The 18281-nt window shown below is 68.1% G+C and carries 14 protein-coding genes and 1 tRNA gene; 13 read left to right on the top strand and 2 right to left on the bottom strand.

Annotated elements, in window-relative coordinates; translation table 11 throughout:
• Window positions 1-21: 21 nt before the first annotated feature.
• Together IEY86_RS06750 and IEY86_RS06745 are read right to left on the bottom strand one after the other, a co-directional pair.
• The gene (locus IEY86_RS06750) at window positions 22-1071 is read right to left on the bottom strand and encodes an adenosine deaminase (protein WP_189130586.1); all 1050 of its coding nucleotides are present in this window, start codon (window positions 1069-1071) and stop codon (window positions 22-24) included.
• Between the two features lie 109 nt (window positions 1072-1180).
• Window positions 1181-2413 carry a pyridoxal phosphate-dependent aminotransferase gene (locus tag IEY86_RS06745; RefSeq protein WP_189130585.1) on the bottom strand — a complete coding sequence of 411 codons (1233 nt, stop codon included), beginning with the start codon at window positions 2411-2413 and terminating at the stop codon, window positions 1181-1183.
• A gap of 219 nt (window positions 2414-2632) precedes the next feature.
• Between IEY86_RS06745 and IEY86_RS06740 the strand changes: the two genes are divergently transcribed.
• The 13 genes from IEY86_RS06740 to rpsG all read left to right on the top strand — a co-directional run bounded on the left by IEY86_RS06740 (window position 2633) and on the right by rpsG (window position 18243).
• Window positions 2633-2705: transfer RNA gene (locus tag IEY86_RS06740), tRNA-Trp, on the top strand.
• Between the two features lie 109 nt (window positions 2706-2814).
• On the top strand, window positions 2815-3099 hold the full coding sequence (secE, locus tag IEY86_RS06735; RefSeq protein WP_189130584.1) for a preprotein translocase subunit SecE: 285 nt from the start codon (window positions 2815-2817) through the stop codon (window positions 3097-3099).
• An 84-nt stretch (window positions 3100-3183) separates the two neighbouring features.
• Window positions 3184-4053 (top strand): transcription termination/antitermination protein NusG, encoded by an 870-nt coding sequence (gene nusG / locus IEY86_RS06730; RefSeq protein WP_189130583.1) that lies wholly within the window; start codon window positions 3184-3186, stop codon window positions 4051-4053.
• Window positions 4054-4330: 277 nt separating this feature from the next.
• The gene (rplK, locus tag IEY86_RS06725; protein ID WP_189130582.1) at window positions 4331-4765 is read left to right on the top strand and encodes a 50S ribosomal protein L11; all 435 of its coding nucleotides are present in this window, start codon (window positions 4331-4333) and stop codon (window positions 4763-4765) included.
• 94 nt (window positions 4766-4859) lie between these two features.
• Complete coding sequence (gene rplA / locus IEY86_RS06720) at window positions 4860-5579, top strand: 50S ribosomal protein L1 (protein WP_189130581.1); 720 nt, start codon at window positions 4860-4862, stop codon at window positions 5577-5579.
• Window positions 5580-5762: 183 nt separating this feature from the next.
• Window positions 5763-6698 carry an SCO4651 family lipoprotein gene (locus IEY86_RS06715; protein ID WP_189130580.1) on the top strand — a complete coding sequence of 312 codons (936 nt, stop codon included), beginning with the start codon at window positions 5763-5765 and terminating at the stop codon, window positions 6696-6698.
• A gap of 469 nt (window positions 6699-7167) precedes the next feature.
• Window positions 7168-7731, top strand: a complete 564-nt coding sequence (gene rplJ / locus IEY86_RS06710; protein WP_189130579.1) for a 50S ribosomal protein L10 — start codon at window positions 7168-7170, stop codon at window positions 7729-7731.
• A gap of 87 nt (window positions 7732-7818) precedes the next feature.
• Window positions 7819-8205, top strand: a complete 387-nt coding sequence (gene rplL / locus IEY86_RS06705; RefSeq protein ID WP_189130578.1) for a 50S ribosomal protein L7/L12 — start codon at window positions 7819-7821, stop codon at window positions 8203-8205.
• Window positions 8206-8849: 644 nt separating this feature from the next.
• On the top strand, window positions 8850-12335 hold the full coding sequence (gene rpoB, locus IEY86_RS06700) for a DNA-directed RNA polymerase subunit beta (protein WP_189130577.1): 3486 nt from the start codon (window positions 8850-8852) through the stop codon (window positions 12333-12335).
• A 206-nt stretch (window positions 12336-12541) separates the two neighbouring features.
• Window positions 12542-16441 carry a DNA-directed RNA polymerase subunit beta' gene (locus tag IEY86_RS06695; RefSeq protein ID WP_189130576.1) on the top strand — a complete coding sequence of 1300 codons (3900 nt, stop codon included), beginning with the start codon at window positions 12542-12544 and terminating at the stop codon, window positions 16439-16441.
• Window positions 16442-16620: 179 nt separating this feature from the next.
• The gene (locus tag IEY86_RS06690; protein ID WP_189130637.1) at window positions 16621-17094 is read left to right on the top strand and encodes a DUF1707 and DUF4190 domain-containing protein; all 474 of its coding nucleotides are present in this window, start codon (window positions 16621-16623) and stop codon (window positions 17092-17094) included.
• 304 nt (window positions 17095-17398) lie between these two features.
• Window positions 17399-17770, top strand: coding sequence for a 30S ribosomal protein S12 (gene rpsL / locus IEY86_RS06685; RefSeq protein WP_014144289.1), 372 nt, complete (start codon window positions 17399-17401; stop codon window positions 17768-17770).
• A 2-nt stretch (window positions 17771-17772) separates the two neighbouring features.
• Window positions 17773-18243 carry a 30S ribosomal protein S7 gene (rpsG, locus tag IEY86_RS06680; RefSeq protein WP_189130575.1) on the top strand — a complete coding sequence of 157 codons (471 nt, stop codon included), beginning with the start codon at window positions 17773-17775 and terminating at the stop codon, window positions 18241-18243.
• The last annotated feature ends 38 nt before the right edge of the window (window positions 18244-18281 follow it).

The following is an 18281-nucleotide window of genomic DNA, read 5'->3' as shown; positions in this document are numbered from 1 at the left end:
ACAGCGGCGGGGTCCGACCGCTCAGGCGGGCTCAGCCGCCAGCCACTCGTCGACCCCGCTCAGCAGCTTCTCCTGCACGTCCTGCGGCGCCACCGACGCGCGCACCGACTGACGGGCCAGCTCCGCGAGTTCCTCGTCGCTGAAGCCGTGCGACTCCCGTACCAGCCGGTACTGGGCCGCCAGGCGTGAGCCGAACAGCAGCGGGTCGTCCGCGCCCAGCGCCATCGGCACCCCCGCGTCGAACAGCGTGCGCAGCGGAACGGCCTCGGGCTTCTCGTAGACACCCAGCGCGACGTTCGACGACGGGCAGACCTCGCAGGTCACCCCGCGCTCGGCGAGTTTGCGCAGGAGCCTGGGGTCCTCGGCCGCGCGCACCCCGTGGCCGATCCGGGTGGCGTGCAGGTCGTCCAGGCAGTCGCGGACACTGCTGGGCCCGGACAGCTCCCCGCCGTGCGGGGCGGCGAGCAGGCCGCCGTGCCGGGCGATGGCGAAGGCGCGGTCGAAATCACGCGCGAAGCCCCGGCGCTCGTCGTTGGACAGGCCGAAGCCGACGACGCCCTGGTCCTTGAAACGGACGGCGAGGCGGGCCAGGGTGCGGGCGTCCAGCGGGTGCTTCATCCGGTTCGCCGCCACGACCACGGCCATACCGATGCCGGTCTCCCTCGACGCCGAGTGCACGGCGTCGAGGATGACCTCCATGGTCGGGATCAGCCCGCCCAGCCGCGGGGCGTACGAGGTCGGGTCCACCTGGATCTCCAGCCAGCCCGAGCCGTCGGCCGCGTCCTCCTCGGCCGCCTCGCGCACCAGCCGCCGGATGTCCTCCGGCGAGCGCAGCACGGACCGGGCCATGTCGTACAGGCGCTGGAAGCGGAACCAGCCGCGTTCGTCCGTCGCCCGCAGCTTCGGCGGCTCCGCGGACTTCAGGGCGTCCGGCAGATGGACCCCGTACTTGTCGGCCAGCTCCAGCAGCGTGGCCGGGCGCATCGAGCCGGTGAAGTGCAGATGCAGGTGGGCCTTCGGCAACAGGCGTACGTCACGTGCACGTTCTTCCATTCCCAGATCTTGCCGCATCCCGGCGGTGCGCCGGTACCCGCTTTCCCCAAAGGGGCGTTGCCCGAAATCACGAGCGGACCCCGGCGCCGACGCCGGGGTCCGCCCGTGATTTTCGCGACGGGCGGGGTCAGACGGCCTCACCCAGCAGCTTCTGCAGCCGGGAGACGCCCTCGACCAGGTCCTCGTCGCCGAGCGCGTAGGACAGGCGCAGGTAGCCGGGTGTGCCGAACGCCTCACCCGGAACGACCGCGACCTCGGCCTCCTCCAGGATGAGCTCGGCGAGCTCCACCGAACTGGCCGGGCGCTTGCCGCGGATCTCCTTGCCCAGCAGACCCTTCACGGACGGGTAGGCGTAGAACGCGCCCTCAGGCTCGGGGCAGTTCACACCGGGGATCTCGTTCAGCATCCGCACGATGGTGCGACGGCGCCGGTCGAACGCCTTCTTCATCTCCTCGACGGCCTCGAGGTCGCCGGAGACGGCGGCGAGGGCCGCGACCTGTGCGACGTTGCTCACGTTGGACGTGGCGTGCGACTGGAGGTTGGTCGCGGCCTTGACGACGTCCTTGGGGCCGATCAGCCACCCCACGCGCCAGCCGGTCATCGCGTAGGTCTTGGCGACACCGTTGACCACGACGCACTTGTCGGCCAGCTCCGGCACCAGCACCGGCAGCGAGGTGAACGTCGCGTCGCCGTAGACCAGGTGCTCGTAGATCTCGTCCGTGAGCACCCACAGCCCGTGCTCGGCGGCCCAGCGGCCGATCTCGGCCGCCTGCTCGAGCGAGTACACGGCCCCGGTGGGGTTCGAGGGCGAGACGAAGAGCAGGACCTTGGTGCGCTCGGTGCGCGCCGCCTCGAGCTGCTCGACGGTGACCCGGTAGCCAGTGGTCTCGTCCGCCACCACGTCCACCGGCACACCGCCGGCCAGACGGATGGACTCGGGGTACGTGGTCCAGTACGGCGCCGGGACGATGACCTCGTCACCCGGGTCGAGGATGGCCGCGAAGGCCTCGTAGATCGCCTGCTTGCCGCCGTTGGTCACCAGGACCTGCGAGGGGTCGATCTCGTAGCCGGAGTCGCGCAGCGTCTTGGCGGCGATGGCGGCCTTGAGCTCGGGCAGGCCGCCGGCCGGGGTGTAGCGGTGGTACTTCGGGTCGTGGCAGGCCTTGGCCGCCGCCTCGACGATGTAGTCCGGCGTCGGGAAGTCGGGCTCGCCCGCGCCGAAGCCGATGACCGGCCGCCCGGCCGCCTTCAGCGCCTTGGCCTTGGCGTCCACGGCGAGGGTCGCGGACTCGGAGATCGAACCGACGCGGGCCGAGACCCTGCGGTCGGCGGGGGACTGGGAGGGAGTTGCAGCCGTCATGACTGCCATCGTCGCAGACGCTCCGGGGGCGCGGCACAGCGGTTTCAAGCGGTGGTCACCCCACGGGTGAAACGACGGCGCAGGGGACGCTTCCGCAGCTCGTTAGACCACGGAGGCATGGACCACGTACACTCATGCGTCGGTGGCCCCCAGCGGATGAAGCACGCCTGCTAGCGCATAGCAGCCGTTCGGATGCGGTAGGTTGAGGGGACTCCTCAAAGGGCAATAGCTCAATTGGTAGAGCACTGGTCTCCAAAACCAGCGGTTGGGGGTTCGAGTCCCTCTTGCCCTGCTACACGCATCTTCATCACGGTGCGTGCGCCCATATATGGTGAGAAGCATGCATCGCCGTGCGGCCCTGACAGGCGCGCAGCGGCACGACCGGATTCAGGTGAGGACGAGTGACGGAAGCCCTTGGCTCCACCGCGACGCCTGAGCGCGGTCGGCCCGAGGACGAGGCCAGCCAGTCACGTCGCGGCGGCAAGCGCAAGAAGAAGGGCCCCCTGGCCCGCCTTGCCACGTTCTACCGCCAGGTCATCGCCGAGCTTCGCAAGGTCGTCTGGCCCAAGCGGTCCGACCTCATCACGTACACGACGGTGGTCATCGTCTTCGTCGTCGTGATGATCGCGCTCGTGTCCGTGATTGACTTGGGTTTCAGCAAGCTGATCGAGCAGGTCTTCGGCTGATCCGGCTGTCACCTGGCGGTCCGGGCGGCCATGCCTTGCCCCCGCACTGGTTCCACCCATTGAATTCAGGAAGAAGCAGCCACCGTGTCTGACCCGAACCTGTACGACGTCACCGAGCCCGCCAAGGGCGAGGAGACAGCGGAGACGACGGCCGACGACGCTGCGGAGCAGGCTGCGTCCCCCGAGCAGGACGGTGCTGCGGAAGCCCAGGTCGAGGCCGCCGAGGCGGCGGACGCCACCGAGGACGCCGAGTCGGGGGACAGCGCCGAGGACGCCCGCGAGGCCGAGGACGGCGAGTCCGGCGAGGACGAGTCCGAGGCGGAGGCGGAGCCCGCGCTGGACCCGGTCACCGCGTTCCGCGAGGAGCTGCGCCTCAAGCCCGGCGAGTGGTACGTCATCCACACCTACGCCGGCTACGAGAACCGCGTGAAGTCCAACCTGGAGACCCGCGCCGTCTCGCTGAACATGGAGGACTACATCTTCCAGGCCGAGGTGCCGCAGGAAGAGGTCGTCCAGATCAAGAACGGCGACCGCAGGACCGTCCGCCAGAACAAGCTGCCCGGCTATGTGCTGGTCCGCATGGAGCTGACCAACGAGTCCTGGGGCGTCGTCCGCAACACCCCCGGTGTCACCGGCTTCGTCGGCAACGCCTACGACCCGTACCCGCTGACGCTGGACGAGGTCGTCAAGATGCTGGCGCCGGAGATCGAGGAGCAGGCCGCGGCGGCCGCCGCCGCCGAGGGCGGTGCGGCGGCTCCCAGCCGCAAGGTCGAGGTCCAGGTGCTGGACTTCGAGGTCGGCGACTCCGTCACGGTCACCGACGGCCCCTTCGCCACCCTCCAGGCGACGATCAACGAGATCAACGCCGACTCGAAGAAGGTCAAGGGCCTGGTCGAGATCTTCGGCCGGGAGACCCCGGTCGAGCTCTCCTTCGACCAGATCCAGAAGAACTAGATCCAGAAGAACTAGATCCAGAAGAACTAGATCCGGAAGAACTGGATCCCGGAAGAACTGGCCGACCTGACCGGTCGGCGGAACCGGTCGGCCGGACCATACGCTTCCGACCAGGTCGGACGGGCTCTCGCACGGGACCGCCTCCCGCTCGCGGGAGGCGGTCCGACCTCGTCGGTTTCTGGCCGCACCGCTGTACCCGTTATCGTGGTGCGGTATGCCTCCATCCGGATGACCGGATCAGGGGGCGGATCACCTCTCACTAGGACCCGGAGAGAGCATGCCTCCCAAGAAGAAGAAGGTCACGGGGCTCATCAAGCTCCAGATCAACGCGGGCGCCGCGAACCCGGCGCCGCCGGTCGGCCCCGCGCTGGGCCAGCACGGCGTCAACATCATGGAGTTCTGCAAGGCCTACAACGCCGCGACCGAGTCGCAGCGCGGCATGGTCGTGCCGGTGGAGATCACGGTCTACGAGGACCGCTCCTTCACCTTCGTCACCAAGACTCCGCCCGCCGCCAAGCTGATCCTCAAGGCCGCCGGCGTGGACAAGGGCTCCGGCGAGCCCCACGTGAAGAAGGTCGCCAAGATCACGCGCGACCAGGTCCGCGAGATCGCCAGCACCAAGATGGCCGACCTCAACGCCAACGACCTCGACGCCGCCGAGAAGATCATCGCCGGCACCGCCCGTTCCATGGGTGTCACGGTCGAGGGCTGATCGGCCTCGGAACCTTCCGTGGAAGGGCCGGCGCGGCCCGTACCACGACTCCTCACGCGGCGTGAGCCGCGATGAACCGTCATTAGGAGCAGCAGTGAAGCGCAGCAAGTCCCTCCGCGCTGCGGACGCCAAGGTCGAGCGGGAGCGCCTGTACGCCCCGCTCGAGGCCGTCCGTCTCGCCAAGGAGACCTCCACGACCAAGTTCGACTCGACCGTCGAGGTCGCCATGCGTCTGGGCGTCGACCCGCGCAAGGCCGACCAGATGGTCCGCGGCACCGTGAACCTTCCGCACGGCACCGGCAAGACCGCCCGGGTCCTGGTCTTCGCGACCGGTGACCGTGCTGCGGCCGCGGAAGCCGCGGGCGCCGACATCGTCGGCTCCGACGAACTGATCGACGAGGTCGCCAAGGGCCGCCTCGACTTCGACGCGGTCGTCGCCACCCCGGACCTCATGGGCAAGGTCGGCCGCCTCGGCCGCGTGCTCGGTCCCCGTGGCCTGATGCCGAACCCGAAGACCGGCACCGTGACCCCGGACGTGGCCAAGGCCGTGACCGAGATCAAGGGCGGCAAGATCGAGTTCCGCGTCGACAAGCACTCGAACCTGCACTTCATCATCGGCAAGTCGTCGTTCGGTGAGCAGCAGCTGGTCGAGAACTACGCGGCGGCGCTGGAGGAGATCCTTCGTCTGAAGCCGTCCGCCGCCAAGGGGCGCTACATCAAGAAGGCCGCCATCAGCACCACGATGGGCCCCGGCATCCAGGTCGACCCGAACCGCACGCGCAACCTCCTCGTCGAGGAGGAAGCCTCGGTCTGACGACCCGGGCTCCGGACCGGCCCCCGTTCCCTTCTTCGGGAACGGGGCCCGGTCTTTCTGCGTCTTGGGATGTGTTGTGTCCGCCGAGGACGGCGCGGGTCCACCCCTCGGCCGACCGCCTGGCCGCCACCGCGTGGGACCCATGGGCTACATTTCAAGCTCCTTTGCCATGAGGGGGATTACATGCACAGGACGAACTTGCGCCGTGCCTGCGCGGCTCTGGCCGCCGCGGCGGCGCTGACGGGTGTCGCGGCGTGCGACTCGGGCGGCGGGGCCGCCGAGGGCAAGGCCAAGGCTTCCCAGAGCAGCACCGGCGGGTCCCGCCAGGACAAGGGCTCGGACGGCTCCGGGCAGTCGTCCTCCTCGGGCTCCAAGGTGTCGCTCGCGGCCCTCCAGCGGGTGGAGAGCCGTACCGAGCAGGCGAACTCCTCGAAGGTCACCGGCTCGATGGTCATGGGGACCACGTCGATGACGATGGACGGCGCGCTCGACTGGTCGCACCAGCTGACCGGCAACCTCACCATGCAGCAGAAGGGCGGCGCCCTCGAGAAGCTGGGCGGCGACGGCAAGATGCTGGCCCGGTACACGCCGGACGCGATGTACGTGAACATGGGCCCGAGCTTCGCGGAGAAGGCGCAGGGCAAGCACTGGCTGAAATACGACTACGACGACCTCGCCGCCTACGCGGGGGCGTCGGGCGACGTCATGAAGGACCAGCTGCAGCACAACAACCCCACGCAGTCGGTTCGTATGCTCCTGGCCTCGGGGGATGTGAAGAAGGTCGGCAGCGAGAAGATCGGCAGCGACGACACCACCCACTACACCGGCACCATCGACGTCGCGGACTTCACCGAGAAGTCCTCCAGGACACTGTCGAAGGAGCAGCTCGACGCCTTCAAGAAGCAGCTCGAGCAGAGCGGTGTGACCACCGAGCGCATCGATGTGTGGGTCAACGGTGACGACCTGCTGGTGAAGAAGATCGAGGCCGCGGACACCCCGCAGGGCAAGATGAAGGTCACCTGCTTCTACACCGACTACGGGACCCAGGTGGACGTCCAGGTGCCGCAGAGCTCCGACACCATCGACTTCAAGAAGCTGGTGAACCAGCAGGCCGGCTAGGCCCCTGCACGGGCCCACGGGCCACGCCCCGGCCCCATGCACGGCCCCACGCACAGCCGGGCTTCCCGCCCCGGCCCCGAGGACTCCTCCGGGCCGGGGGCCGCGGGCCCTGGCAGACGGGGAGCCGGGCCGGCCGGGGGAGCCGGAGCCCGATTTGCCTGTGCGAGCGCCGTTCGCGTACCGTGTCCCCGAAGCCAAAGACCGCTGGTCGTTGCCGCCTGTCCACTTCGGTGGGAGGGCGGTGGCCGAAGGAATCCGCTGCTGCGGACGGCCTGCGCAGGTGAATGAGGTCGATCTCCCGTTGTGCCCTCCGTCAGGAGTGGACGCGGTCGAGCCACGCCCCGTGCGCCTGCGCCGGGGCGTTTCGCATGAGCAGAGCTCTTCCTAGCCCGACGTGGGCGGTCCGGCGAAGGCGGTCCGGCCGAAAGGCCGGTCCAGGATCGCATCACCCGGAAGGAGGCCGAGGCTCATGGCGAGGCCCGACAAGTCTGCCGCGGTTGCCGAGCTGACGGACAAGTTCCGCAGCTCCAACGCCGCCGTGCTGACCGAGTACCGCGGTCTCACCGTGGCTCAGCTCAAGCAGCTGCGCCGTTCGCTCGGTGAGAACGCCCAGTACGCCGTGGTGAAGAACACGCTGACCAAGATCGCGGCCAACGAGGCCGGGATCAGCACGCTCGACGACCTGTTCCAGGGTCCGTCGGCCGTCGCCTTCGTGACCGGTGACCCGGTCGAGGCGGCGAAGGGTCTGCGCGACTTCGCCAAGGACAACCCCGCACTCGTCATCAAGGGCGGTGTCCTTGACGGCAAGGCGCTGTCCGCCGACGAGATCAAGAAGCTCGCGGACCTCGAGTCCCGCGAGGTGCTGCTCGCCAAGCTGGCCGGTGGCATGAAGGCGTCGATGGCCAAGGCCGCGGCGACCTTCCAGGCCCCGCTGTCGAAGTTCGTCCGCACCGCGGACGCCCTTCGCGCCAAGCAGGCCGAGCAGGGCGGTGCCGGTACGCCGGCTCCCGCCGAGGCCGATTCCGCCGAGTAGTCACTGCTCGACGTCCGGCCCAGCGGGCCCGTACGCCCGCCGCAATGTACACCCGGCACCAGCCGAATTAGTGGAAGGATCGCCACAATGGCGAAGCTCAGCAACGACGAGCTGCTCGAGGTCTTCGGTGAGATGACCCTCATCGAGCTGTCCGAGTTCGTGAAGGCCTTCGAGGAGAAGTTCGACGTCGAGGCCGCCGCCCCCGTCGCCGTCGCCGCCGCCGGTGGCGCCGGTGCGGCCGCCGCCCCGGCCGAGGAGGAGAAGGACGAGTTCGACGTCATCCTCACCGGTGCGGGCGACAAGAAGATCCAGGTCATCAAGGAGGTCCGCGCGCTGACCTCCCTCGGCCTGAAGGAGGCCAAGGACCTCGTGGACGGCGCCCCGAAGCCGCTCCTGGAGAAGGTCAACAAGGAGGCCGCGGACAAGGCCAAGGCCGCCCTCGAGGCCGCCGGCGCCAGCGTCGAGGTCAAGTAGCACCCCACCCTCGCCAGAGGGCTCGATGCGCCCCGCACCGCGTGGTGCATCCGGCCGAGGACGGTCACCCCTGAGGGTGGCCGTCCTCGGCTTTTTCCTGCCTTCTTTCGGGGGGAATCCGCAGGAAAACAGTGTCCTGTCGGGGGTGTGCGCCCCCGGCCCCCGGCGCGGCGGGAGGCCGCCCTGCCGGACGTTGACGGTCCTCGCGGGTATGGTGATCACCGCCGGTTCGGGCAGGCCCTGTGAAGATCTCCGCAGAGGCTGGGCCTTGACGAACCGCACGCAGCGCGCAATTCTCAGGACGCGTCGTCACATCGATCCGGCCCGGCAGGCATGGATCGTGGCCGAGGTGGGAATGCCTTGCGACAAGCGCAGACCTGGTTCAAGCCCGGATCCGAGGCCCGGGCCTGGCAAGGAAGAGGGGGCGAAGATTCGGTCTCCGAATCACGGCTCTGGACAGCAGTGTGCCTAATGGCTACACTGTCCCTTTGCGCTGCCTGTTAACCGCTTCCTGGCCCGTCACCAGGAGCTCACCCAAACCCGAGCAAGAGCCGGACCGACCCTGACCTCAGGGTTTGTTCCCCGTGCCCGGGAGAGGGGCCGGTACGCGCGTAGTGAGTCCGAGCCCTCGGAAGGACCCCCTCTTGGCCGCCTCGCGCAACGCCTCGACTGCCAATACGAACAACGGCGCCAGCACCGCCCCGCTGCGCATCTCATTTGCAAAGATCCGGGAGCCCCTCGAGGTACCGAACCTCCTCGCGCTGCAGACCGAGAGCTTCGACTGGCTGCTCGGCAATGCCGCCTGGAAGGCGCGGGTCGACGCGGCCCTGGAGAGCGGAGTCGACGTCCCCACCAAGTCCGGCCTCGAGGAGATCTTCGAGGAGATCTCCCCGATCGAGGACTTCTCCGGGTCGATGTCGCTGACCTTCCGCGACCACCGATTCGAGCCCCCGAAGAACTCGATCGACGAGTGCAAGGAGCGCGACTTCACGTACGCGGCCCCGCTCTTCGTCACCGCCGAGTTCACCAACAACGAGACCGGCGAGATCAAGTCCCAGACGGTCTTCATGGGCGACTTCCCGCTCATGACCAACAAGGGCACCTTCATCATCAACGGCACCGAGCGTGTCGTGGTGTCCCAGCTGGTGCGCTCGCCGGGTGTCTACTTCGACAGCAACATCGACAAGACCTCCGACAAGGACGTCTTCTCCGCCAAGGTCATCCCGTCCCGGGGTGCCTGGCTGGAGCTCGAGGTGGACAAGCGCGACATGGTCGGTGTCCGCATCGACCGCAAGCGCAAGCAGTCCGTGACCGTCCTCCTCAAGGCCCTCGGCTGGACCGTGGACCAGATCCTCGAGGAGTTCGGCGAGTACGAGTCCATGCGCGCCACCCTGGAGAAGGACCACACCCAGGGCCAGGACGACGCGCTGCTCGACATCTACCGCAAGCTGCGTCCGGGCGAGCCCCCGACCCGTGAGGCCGCGCAGACGCTGCTCGAGAACCTCTACTTCAACCCCAAGCGCTACGACCTCGCGAAGGTCGGCCGCTACAAGGTGAACAAGAAGCTCGGCATCGACCAGCCGCTGGACTCCGGCGTGCTGACCGTCGAGGACGTCATCGCCACGATCAAGTACCTGGTCAAGCTGCACGCCGGCGAGACCGAGACCCAGGGCGAGAACGGCACGACGATCGTCGTCGAGACCGACGACATCGACCACTTCGGCAACCGTCGTCTGCGCAACGTCGGCGAGCTCATCCAGAACCAGGTCCGCACGGGCCTGGCCCGCATGGAGCGCGTCGTCCGCGAGCGGATGACCACCCAGGACGTCGAGGCGATCACGCCGCAGACCCTGATCAACATCCGGCCGGTCGTCGCCTCCATCAAGGAGTTCTTCGGCACCAGCCAGCTGTCCCAGTTCATGGACCAGACCAACCCGCTGTCGGGTCTGACCCACAAGCGCCGCCTGTCGGCGCTGGGCCCGGGCGGTCTGAGCCGTGAGCGGGCGGGCTTCGAGGTCCGTGACGTGCACCCGTCGCACTACGGCCGCATGTGCCCGATCGAGACGCCGGAAGGCCCGAACATCGGTCTGATCGGCTCGCTGGCCTCGTATGGCCGGGTCAACGCCTTCGGCTTCGTCGAGACCCCGTACCGCAAGGTCGTGAACGGTGTCGTCACCGAGGACGTCGACTTCCTGACCGCCGACGAGGAGGACCGCTTCGTCATCGCGCAGGCCAACGCCCCGCTGACCGACGACGACACCTTCGCCGAGGCCCGTGTCCTGGTCCGCCGCCGCGGTGGCGAGATCGACTACATCCCGGGCACCGAGGTCGACTACATGGACGTCTCGCCGCGCCAGATGGTGTCGGTCGCGACCGCCATGATCCCGTTCCTCGAGCACGACGACGCCAACCGCGCGCTCATGGGATCGAACATGATGCGCCAGGCCGTTCCGCTGATCAAGGCGGAGGCGCCGCTGGTCGGCACCGGTATGGAGTACCGCTGCGCGGTCGACGCCGCCGACGTGATCGCCGCCGAGAAGGACGGTGTGGTCCAGGAGGTCTCCGCGGACTACATCACCGTCGCCAACGACGACGGCACGTACACCACCTACCGCGTCGCCAAGTTCACGCGCTCGAACCAGGGCACCTCCTTCAACCAGAAGGTGCTCGTGGACGAGGGCGCCCGCGTCGTCGCCGGCCAGGTCCTCGCGGACGGGCCGTGCACCGACGAGGGCGAGATGGCGCTCGGCAAGAACCTCCTGGTGGCCTTCATGCCGTGGGAGGGCCACAACTACGAGGACGCGATCATCCTGTCGCAGCGCCTCGTGCAGGACGACGTCCTGTCCTCGATCCACATCGAGGAGCACGAGGTCGACGCCCGTGACACCAAGCTGGGCCCCGAGGAGATCACCCGGGACATCCCCAACGTCTCCGAGGAGGTCCTCGCCGACCTCGACGAGCGCGGCATCATCCGCATCGGTGCCGAGGTCGTCGCGGGCGACATCCTGGTCGGCAAGGTCACGCCCAAGGGCGAGACCGAGCTCACCCCCGAGGAGCGGCTGCTCCGCGCGATCTTCGGTGAGAAGGCGCGCGAGGTCCGCGACACCTCGCTGAAGGTGCCCCACGGCGAGACCGGCAAGGTCATCGGCGTGCGCGTCTTCGACCGTGAGGAGGGCGACGAGCTGCCCCCGGGCGTCAACCAGCTCGTGCGCGTCTACGTGGCCCAGAAGCGCAAGATCACCGATGGTGACAAGCTCGCCGGCCGCCACGGCAACAAGGGCGTCATCTCCAAGATCCTGCCCGTCGAGGACATGCCGTTCCTCGAGGACGGCACCCCGGTCGACATCGTGCTCAACCCGCTGGGTGTCCCGTCGCGAATGAACCCCGGACAGGTTCTGGAGACCCACCTCGGCTGGCTGGCCAAGACCGGCTGGAAGGTCGAGGGCGACGACCAGGACTGGAAGCAGCGCCTCCAGACCATCGGCGCCGACGAGGTCGCCCCCGGCACCAACGTCGCCACCCCGGTGTTCGACGGCGCCCGCGAGGACGAGATCACCGGTCTGTTCGAGTCGACGATCCCGAACCGCGACGGCAACCGCATGGTGCTGCCGTCCGGCAAGGCGCGGCTCTTCGACGGCCGCTCCGGCGAGCCGTTCCCGGAGCCGATCTCGGTCGGCTACATGTACATCCTGAAGCTGCACCACCTGGTGGACGACAAGCTGCACGCCCGTTCCACCGGTCCGTACTCGATGATCACCCAGCAGCCGCTGGGTGGTAAGGCGCAGTTCGGTGGTCAGCGCTTCGGCGAGATGGAGGTGTGGGCCCTCGAGGCCTACGGCGCGGCCTACGCGCTCCAGGAGCTCCTCACCATCAAGTCCGACGACGTTCTCGGCCGCGTGAAGGTCTACGAGGCCATCGTCAAGGGCGAGAACATCCCGGAGCCCGGCATCCCCGAGTCCTTCAAGGTGCTCATCAAGGAGATGCAGTCGCTCTGCCTCAACGTCGAGGTGCTGTCCAGCGACGGCATGTCGATCGAGATGCGCGACACCGACGAGGACGTCTTCCGCGCTGCGGAGGAGCTCGGTATCGACCTGTCCCGGCGCGAGCCGAGCAGCGTCGAAGAGGTCTGACGGGAGTCGGCCGGCCGGGCCCTACCGACCCGGCCGGCCACCCCGACGGCCATCCCTCCTGGTCCGCCTCCGGGCGAGGAGGGTCCCAGGTCCTGGTTGGCCGCAAAGCCACAGGGGACCCGTCAGACACCCTGAAGACTCAGCAACTGCCCGACACCGCCCCGCCGGGCAGCGGCGACAAACCCCGAAAGAGGGATTGACGACAAGTGCTCGACGTCAACTTCTTCGACGAGCTGCGAATTGGCCTCGCCACCGCCGACGACATCCGCACCTGGTCCCACGGCGAAGTGAAGAAGCCGGAGACCATCAACTACCGCACCCTGAAGCCGGAAAAGGACGGGCTCTTCTGCGAGAAGATCTTCGGCCCCACCCGGGACTGGGAGTGCTACTGCGGCAAGTACAAGCGTGTCCGCTTCAAGGGCATCATCTGTGAGCGCTGCGGCGTCGAGGTGACCCGCGCCAAGGTGCGCCGTGAGCGGATGGGCCACATCGAGCTCGCCGCCCCCGTGACCCACATCTGGTACTTCAAGGGCGTCCCGTCGCGTCTGGGCTACCTGCTCGACCTCGCCCCGAAGGACCTCGAGAAGGTCATCTACTTCGCCGCCTACATGATCACGTGGGTGGACGAGGAGCGCCGCACCCGTGACCTGCCCTCCCTCGAGGCGCAGATCCAGGTGGAGCGCCAGCAGGTCGAGCAGCGCCGCGACGTGGACGTCGAGACGCGCCAGAAGAAGCTGGAAGCCGACCTGGCCGAGCTCGAGGCCGAGGGCGCCAAGGCCGACGTGCGCCGCAAGGTGCGCGAGGGTGCCGAGCGCGAGATGAAGCAGCTGCGTGACCGCGCCCAGCGCGAGATCGACCGCCTCGACGAGGTGTGGAGCCGCTTCAAGTCCCTCAAGGTCCAGGACCTCGAGGGCGACGAGCTGCTCTACCGCGAGCTGCGCGACCGCTTCGGCACGTACTTCTCCGGCGGCATGGGCGCGGCTGCCCTGCAGAAGCGCCTGGAGTCGTTCGACCTCGACGAGGAGGCCGAGAAGCTCCGCGAGATCATCCGGACCGGCAAGGGCCAGAAGAAGACCCGTGCGCTCAAGCGCCTCAAGGTCGTCTCGGCGTTCCTGCAGACCCGCAACAGCCCCAACGGCATGGTGCTGGACTGCGTCCCGGTGATCCCGCCGGACCTGCGTCCGATGGTGCAGCTGGACGGTGGCCGCTTCGCGACCTCCGACCTGAACGACCTGTACCGCCGCGTCATCAACCGCAACAACCGCCTCAAGCGTCTCCTCGACCTCGGTGCCCCCGAGATCATCGTGAACAACGAGAAGCGGATGCTGCAGGAGGCCGTCGACGCGCTGTTCGACAACGGCCGCCGCGGCCGCCCGGTCACGGGCCCCGGCAACCGTCCGCTGAAGTCGCTGTCCGACATGCTCAAGGGCAAGCAGGGCCGCTTCCGCCAGAACCTGCTGGGCAAGCGCGTCGACTACTCGGCCCGTTCCGTGATCGTCGTCGGCCCGCAGCTCAAGCTGCACCAGTGCGGTCTGCCGAAGGCCATGGCGCTGGAGCTGTTCAAGCCGTTCGTGATGAAGCGCCTGGTGGACCTCAACCACGCGCAGAACATCAAGTCGGCCAAGCGCATGGTCGAGCGTGCCCGCCCGGTGGTGTGGGACGTCCTCGAAGAGGTCATCGCCGAGCACCCGGTTCTGCTGAACCGCGCGCCGACGCTGCACCGCCTCGGCATCCAGGCCTTCGAGCCGCAGCTGGTCGAGGGCAAGGCCATCCAGATCCACCCGCTGGTCTGCACCGCGTTCAACGCGGACTTCGACGGTGACCAGATGGCCGTCCACCTGCCGCTGTCGGCCGAGGCCCAGGCCGAGGCACGCATCCTGATGCTGTCCTCGAACAACATCCTGAAGCCCGCCGACGGCCGTCCGGTGACCATGCCCACCCAGGACATGGTGCTCGGCCTGTTCTTCCTCACCACCGACGAGGAGGAGCGCGAGGTCAAGGGCGCGGGCCGCTCGTTCGCCTCGGTCGCCGAGGCCATCATGGCCTTCGACGCCCGTGAGCTGGACCTTCAGGCCAAGATCGACCTGCGCCTGCCGGCCGGTACCGTCCCGCCGCGCGGCTGGACCCCGCCGCGCACCGAGGACGGCGGCACCGAGTGGCAGCCGGGCGACCCGTTCCGCCTGACCACGTCCCTGGGCCGCGCGCTCTTCAACGAGCTGCTGCCCGAGGACTACCCGTTCGTCGACTACTCCGTGGGTAAGAAGCAGCTCTCGGAGATCGTCAACGACCTGGCGGAGCGCTACCCCAAGGTCGCCGTGGCGGCGACGCTGGACAACCTCAAGGCGGCCGGTTTCCACTGGGCCACCCGCTCCGGTGTCACCATCGCCATCACCGACGTCGTCGTGCCCCCGACCAAGAAGCAGATCCTCGAGGGCTACGAGGCGCAGGACGAGAAGGTCCAGAAGCAGTACGAGCGCGGCCTGATCACGAAGACCGAGCGTCAGCAGGAGCTGATCGCGATCTGGACCAAGGCGACCAACGAGGTCGCCGAGGCGATGAACGCGAACTTCCCGAAGACGAACCCGATCTTCATGATGGTCGACTCGGGCGCCCGCGGAAACATGATGCAGATGCGCCAGATCGCCGGTATGCGCGGCCTGGTGTCCAACGCCAAGAACGAGACGATCCCGCGTCCGATCAAGGCGTCCTTCCGCGAGGGCCTGACCGTGCTGGAGTACTTCATCTCCACGCACGGTGCCCGTAAGGGTCTGGCCGACACCGCTCTGCGTACCGCCGACTCGGGTTACCTGACCCGTCGTCTCGTGGACGTCTCCCAGGACGTGATCATCCGCGAGGAGGACTGCGGCACCGACCGCGGCCTCAAGCTGGACATCGCGACCGTGGGCGCCGACGGTGTGTTGCGCAAGACCGACAACGTCGAGACCAGCGTGTACGCGCGCATGCTCGCCGAGGACGTCGTCATCGACGGCAAGGTCATCGCGCCGGCCAACGTCGACCTCGGTGACGTGCTCATCGACGAGCTCGTCCGGCACGGTGTCTCCCAGGTCAAGACGCGTTCGATCCTGACCTGCGAGTCCGCCGTCGGTACCTGCGCCATGTGCTACGGCCGCTCCCTGGCCACCGGCAAGCTGGTGGACATCGGCGAGGCCGTCGGCATCATCGCGGCTCAGTCCATCGGTGAGCCCGGCACCCAGCTGACGATGCGTACCTTCCACACCGGCGGTGTGGCCGGTGACGACATCACCCAGGGTCTGCCGCGTGTCGTCGAGCTCTTCGAGGCCCGTACCCCCAAGGGTGTGGCCCCGATCAGCGAGGCGGCCGGCCGCGTGCGGATCGAGGAGACCGAGAAGACCCGAAAGATCGTCATCACTCCGGACGACGGCTCGGACGAGATCGCCTACGGCGTCAGCAAGCGCGCGCGCCTGCTCGTCGGCGAGGGCGACCACGTCGAGGTCGGCCAGAAGCTGACCGTCGGCACGGAGAACCCGCACGACGTCCTGCGGATCCTCGGCCAGCGCGCCGTCCAGGTCCACCTGGTCGGCGAGGTCCAGAAGGTCTACAACAATCAGGGTGTGTCGATCCACGACAAGCACATCGAGATCATCATCCGGCAGATGCTGCGCCGTGTGACGATCATCGAGTCCGGCGACGCCGAGCTCCTGCCGGGCGAACTCGTGGAGCGCTCGCGCTTCGAGGCGGAGAACCGCCGTGTGGTCCAGGAGGGCGGTCAGCCGGCCTCCGGCCGTCCGCAGCTGATGGGTATCACCAAGGCGTCGCTGGCGACCGAGTCCTGGCTGTCGGCGGCCTCCTTCCAGGAGACCACCCGGGTGCTCACCGACGCGGCGATCCACGCCAAGTCGGACCCGCTGCTGGGCCTGAAGGAGAACGTCATCATCGGCAAGCTCATCCCGGCCGGTACGGGCCTGCCCCGCTACCGCAACATCCGGGTCGAGCCGACCGAGGAGGCGAAGGCCGCGATGTACTCGGCCGTCGGCTACGACGACATCGACTACTCGCCGTTCGGCACCGGCTCCGGCCAGGCCGTTCCGCTGGAGGACTACGACTACGGTCCTTACAACGGCTGACGTGTGGATGGCTCAAAAACGAGGGCGGCTCACCCCGAGGGGTGGGCCGCCCTCGTTTTCGTATTCCCGCAACTGCAGCGCCAGCCCGCCGCGTCCTTCACTATGGAGAAGGATGTCGCGGAACGGGGAGGTGTGCGGTGACGGCACTGCAGCCATGGCAACAGTCGGGTCAGTCGGTGATGCGGGCTTCCCACGCGGACCGCGAGCGCGCTGTCGACGTGCTCAAGGCCGCGTACGCGGAGGGCCGCCTCAACAAGCCCGAGTACGAGCAGCGCATGGGGCGCGCCTACTCGGCCGCAACCTACGGCGAGCTGAACATGCTCGTGGCCGACCTCCCGCAGGGCCCCGTTCCCGGCCAGTTCGTGGGACCGGTGGCGCCGGTGCCCGCGACCTTCCTGCCGCCGCCCCCGAGGCCGACCAACTCCTATGCGCTGGCCTCGTTGATCTGCGGTATCGCCGTGCCCTTCACCGGGGTGTCCGCGATCCCGGCCGTGATCCTCGGCCACCTGGCGAAGTCGCAGCTCAGGACGAGCAACGAGGAGGGTGACGGGCTCGCCACGGCGGGGCTGGTGCTGGGGTGGCTGGGCATCGCTTTCGGTGTCGCCATCGTGTTGCTGATGGTCGGGATGGTGGCCGCCGTGAGCACGCCTTAGCACGGCTGAGCTCGTGTGATGGCCGGTGCCCCTTGCGCGCGCCCAGTTGTTTTGACCTGAGCCGATGCGCTAGGTACGCTCTGTCCTTGTGCCTGGGGTGTCCCCGGGTTCCTGTGCGTGCCGTCGCGGACATTTCCATGTGACAGCGATGTGAGCGGCGCGGGACACCGAGAATTCCGCACGTCCTCCAAACGGCGGGACCACTGCAGAGCATCCGACACGCCCGACCTCGTGGGTCGGGAGGTTGCGCTGGTGCGCCCCAGGTTAGCTACATCAGACTTGGCACACAGAAAACGGAGAAGCGGTGCCTACGATCCAGCAGCTGGTCCGAAAGGGCCGGCAGGACAAGGTCGAGAAGAACAAGACGCCCGCGCTGAAGGGTTCCCCCCAGCGCCGCGGCGTCTGCACGCGTGTGTACACGACCACCCCGAAGAAGCCGAACTCGGCGCTTCGCAAGGTCGCTCGTGTCCGCCTGACCAGCGGGATCGAGGTCACCGCCTACATCCCGGGCGAGGGCCACAACCTGCAGGAGCACTCCATCGTGCTCGTGCGCGGCGGCCGTGTTAAGGACCTGCCGGGTGTTCGTTACAAGATCATCCGTGGTTCGCTCGACACCCAGGGTGTCAAGAACCGCAAGCAGGCCCGCAGCCGCTACGGCGCCAAGAAGGAGAAGTAAGAATGCCTCGTAAGGGCCCTGCCCCGAAGCGCCCGGTCATTGTCGACCCGGTCTACAACTCCCCCCTGGTCACCTCGCTGGTCAACAAGATCCTGCTGAACGGCAAGCGCTCCACCGCCGAGCGGATCGTCTACGGCGCCCTCGAGGGCCTGCGTGAGAAGACCGGCAATGACCCGGTCATCACGCTCAAGCGCGCCCTGGAGAACGTCAAGCCGACCCTCGAGGTCCGCTCCCGCCGTGTCGGTGGCGCGACCTACCAGGTGCCGGTCGAGGTCCGTCCGGGCCGTTCCACCACCCTCGCGCTGCGCTGGATCGTGGGCTACTCCCGCGCCCGCCGCGAGAAGACGATGACCGAGCGCCTCATGAACGAGCTCATGGACGCCTCGAACGGTCTGGGTGCCGCGGTCAAGCGCCGCGAGGACACCCACAAGATGGCCGAGTCCAACAAGGCCTTCGCGCACTACCGCTGGTAGTCGACCCCCGCAACGACGAGAACCGAGAGAAGACTGAG

The organism is Wenjunlia tyrosinilytica (genome assembly GCF_014646055.1).
GTDB lineage: Bacteria > Actinomycetota > Actinomycetes > Streptomycetales > Streptomycetaceae > Wenjunlia > Wenjunlia tyrosinilytica.
This window is presented reverse-complemented; position numbering and strand designations above follow the sequence as displayed.

Bases quoted from the DNA above. Each gene is read 5' to 3' on its own strand.
- rpsG (WP_189130575.1), top strand. From the start codon at position 17,773: ATGCCTCGTAAGGGCCCTGCCCCGAAGCGCCCGGTCATTGTCGACCCG.
- IEY86_RS06745 (WP_189130585.1), bottom strand. From the start codon at position 2,413: ATGACGGCTGCAACTCCCTCCCAGTCCCCCGCCGACCGCAGGGTCTCG.
- IEY86_RS06715 (WP_189130580.1), top strand. From the start codon at position 5,763: ATGCACAGGACGAACTTGCGCCGTGCCTGCGCGGCTCTGGCCGCCGCG.
- IEY86_RS06750 (WP_189130586.1), bottom strand. From the start codon at position 1,071: ATGCGGCAAGATCTGGGAATGGAAGAACGTGCACGTGACGTACGCCTG.
- IEY86_RS06690 (WP_189130637.1), top strand. From the start codon at position 16,621: ATGCGGGCTTCCCACGCGGACCGCGAGCGCGCTGTCGACGTGCTCAAG.
- rplL (WP_189130578.1), top strand. From the start codon at position 7,819: ATGGCGAAGCTCAGCAACGACGAGCTGCTCGAGGTCTTCGGTGAGATG.
- rplJ (WP_189130579.1), top strand. From the start codon at position 7,168: ATGGCGAGGCCCGACAAGTCTGCCGCGGTTGCCGAGCTGACGGACAAG.
- rplK (WP_189130582.1), top strand. From the start codon at position 4,331: ATGCCTCCCAAGAAGAAGAAGGTCACGGGGCTCATCAAGCTCCAGATC.